Source organism: Rhizomicrobium sp., assembly GCF_056722145.1.
In genome coordinates this window covers 1-3,049 of the sequence record NZ_JBWZET010000030.1, presented here as the reverse complement: position 1 = coordinate 3,049, position 3,049 = coordinate 1, and the positions used below count along the sequence as shown (strand labels likewise).

Annotated in this window: 3 protein-coding genes; 2 read left to right on the top strand and 1 reads right to left on the bottom strand. The window is 65.1% G+C overall.

Translation table 11 applies throughout. The features are described from left to right. Positions 1 to 341 (top strand): HisA/HisF-related TIM barrel protein (locus AC1P6P_RS01580; RefSeq protein WP_481400679.1); only part of this gene is annotated, 341 nt, incomplete at its 5' end. 191 nt (positions 342 to 532) lie between these two features. After that, positions 533 to 1,294 (top strand): imidazole glycerol phosphate synthase subunit HisF, encoded by a 762-nt coding sequence (gene hisF / locus AC1P6P_RS01575; protein WP_481400678.1) that lies wholly within the window; start codon positions 533 to 535, stop codon positions 1,292 to 1,294. A 95-nt stretch (positions 1,295 to 1,389) separates the two neighbouring features. On the opposite strand, the gene AC1P6P_RS01570 is transcribed toward hisF, so the two are convergent. Further along, the gene (locus AC1P6P_RS01570) at positions 1,390 to 2,445 is read right to left on the bottom strand and encodes an acyltransferase family protein (RefSeq protein WP_481400677.1); all 1,056 of its coding nucleotides are present in this window, start codon (positions 2,443 to 2,445) and stop codon (positions 1,390 to 1,392) included. Positions 2,446 to 3,049: the final 604 nt, after the last annotated feature.

Genomic DNA, 3,049 nt, shown 5'->3' with positions numbered 1-3,049 from the left:
CGCGCGACGGCATGGTCGCCACCGAGGGCTGGGCCGAAGTGTCGAACGTCGAAGTGGTCGATCTCGCCCGCCGCTTCGAGGATGCCGGTGTCGCCAGCCTGCTGTTCACCGACATCGGCCGCGACGGTCTGCTCAAGGGCGTCAACATCGACGCCACCGTCGAACTCGCCCGCCGCGTCGATCTGCCGGTCATCGCCAGCGGCGGCGTCAAAGGCCTCGACGACATCCGCATGTTGTCGCTCCACGCCGCTGACGGCATCGAAGGCGTCATCACCGGCCGCGCGCTCTACGAAGGCCGGCTCGATCTCGCCGCTGCCATCCAGATGGGCAACAAGGTATAGAGGTTGAAGAAAAGGGAAATGCGAGGGGGTTACCCCCTCGCGCTCCCAGGAATGTCCACGGCGGCGCAGGCCAAAGCCCATTGTGCCCAAAGGGTGGGGTCAGCGTCGGAAGACGGTATGGGGTCAAGGGGCCTGAGGCCCCTTGAATCATCTGCCTGCTTCCACTGCCGAAGGCACAAGGAACCGATAGAATGACCGTCCGCGTCCGCGTCATCCCCTGCCTCGACGTCCGCGATGGCCGCGTCGTCAAGGGCGTCAATTTCGTCGATCTCAAGGACGCCGGCGATCCGGTCGAGCAGGCCCGCGCCTATGACGCCGCCGGGGCCGACGAATTGTGCTTCCTCGACATTTCCGCCAGCCACGAAGGCCGCGGCACCCTGCTCGATGTCGTCCGCCGCACCGCCGAAGTCTGCTTCATGCCGTTGACGGTCGGCGGCGGCGTCCGCTCGGTCGAGGATGCGCGCGCGCTGCTCTTGGCGGGGGCCGACAAGGTTGCGGTCAACTCCGCAGCGGTCTCGCGCCCCGAGGTCGTCCGCGACATTGCCGAGAAGATGGGCAGCCAGTGCATCGTCGCCTCGGTCGATGCCCGCAAGGTCGCGCCCGGCAAATGGGAAATCTTCACGCATGGTGGCCGCAAGGCTACCGGCATCGACGCGCTCGCCCACGCGGTGAAGCTGGCCCAGCTCGGCGCCGGCGAATTGCTCGTCACCTCGATGGACGGCGATGGCACCCAGGCGGGCTACGATCTCGACCTCACCCGCGCCGTCGCCGATGCCGTCCCCGTGCCGGTCATCGCCAGCGGCGGCGTCGGCAATCTCGATCATCTGGTGGCAGGCGTCACCCACGGCCACGCCAGCGCCGTCCTCGCCGCCTCGATCTTCCACTTCGGCAAGCACACCATCGCCGAAGCCCACGAAGCCCTCAGAGCCGCCGGCCTCCCCGCCCGCGCCTGAATACGCACCCCAACCCAAAACCCGTCCGCCCTGAGCCTGTCGAGACGTAGTCGAGCGAAGCGCAACGGCCGTACTTTCCGTTCAACGTTGGAAAATCAAACCGCCGCGGCCGTCCCCGCCACCGCGCGGTCACCGGCACGCTTGCGCACCGCGCGCAACCCCCGGTCCAGCCTGGCCTCCACCAGGTAATGCATCGCCACACCGCCGGACAGGCAGCAGCCGATCGCGGTTGCCGTCGCCAGCCCGCGCCCGCCCCACGCCGGCATCACCGGCAGCAGATAGCGCATGAACAGGCCCAGCCACAGGCAGTGCGTCAGGTAGATCGCATAGGAGCAGTCGCCCAGCGCCTCTGCCACCGGCAGCCGCGCCGCCGACGTGCACAGCGCCACCAGGAACACCGCCAGCATCGGCAGTCCGCAAAACGCCACCCGCGCCCAGTCGTTATCGTTCACGGCCAGATAGGCCTGCGTCAACAGCCCCGCCGCCGCCACCGCCGGCGCGATCACCAGCGTCAGCCGCGCCAGTGGCCGGTGCCGGCCGCGCTGGTAAAGTGCCCCCACCGCCGCCCCGCAGGCGAATTCCAGGCACAGCGGCCGCAGCCCACCCGCCAGCGTCAACGCCGCCAGCATCGCGATCACCAAAGCCACGGTATGGCGCCGGCTGATCGCGATGGCGCCGGCGAACAGCGCATAGAACAGCATCTCGTATTCCAGGCTCCAGCCCGGCAGGACGGTCGGAAACCTGTAGCCGAAGGCGTGGCTGATGAAGAGCGCCGACGCCCCGACGAAGTTCACCGTCAACGTGAAATGCCTGACGGCCCGCCCGATCGTCGGCTCACCGGCCAAGTCGAACGCCAGCGTCAGCACGATCGTCAACCAGTACAGCGGCACGATCCGTTCGATGCGCTGGCGCGCGAACGCGATCGCGCTGCGCTGCGACCGCGCCTGGGTGTGGACCATGATGAACCCCGACAGCACGAAGAACGCATCGACCGCGCAATCCGCCGCGAGCTTCAGCGCGAGCCGCTCCGGCGGGGCCAGGTCCAAGCCCATCGTGCGATTGTTGCACACGTGAAACACCATGACGACGATCGCCGCCACGCCGCGCAGCATCTGCAACGCGTGCAACTTTTCGCGCTGTGCCTGCGCCATGTTCCGGACCCGAGTCTAGTCGTTGAAAACGCTGGACTTTAAATCCGGAATCCTTGCCAATTTCAGTACGGCAAAGCTGAAAATCCGTCCCGAACGCGATCAGAACGGATCGTCCTACCTAACACTACACGTCAAAAGGTTAAAATATTGAATAACCTAAATTAAAGATCATATACGCACCATCTATATCGTGATTCTGTTACGTTTAGTGCCTGATTGAGGCGAATCGCAACAAAATGCGGTCTGCAGAGTTGAGAGGGCCCAGCGCGTGGCGCTGGGTCCAGGGTTAAATGTCCCGAAGTCGCGCGTCGGCGGGGCCAGCGATGCGCTGGATTGAAAAGCTCCTCGCTGGCCCCGCCACCCTCACGGACATATAGCGTTTTGTGAAGGAAGCTGGACTGGCCGACAGTGCGGACGGTCCGGTAAGTCTCCTCCGGGACGCGAATTGGTCCGAACTGCCCTTCGTTCAGTAAGATATGGGATTGGAGTGCTGCCTGCTCATGCGTTCCGCGCAAACCAGATATGATGGCGTGTACCGTCACTGACGGACTTCGCATTGACGGGCACTTCATGCACGACAAATCCGGCGCTGTGCAGTTTATGT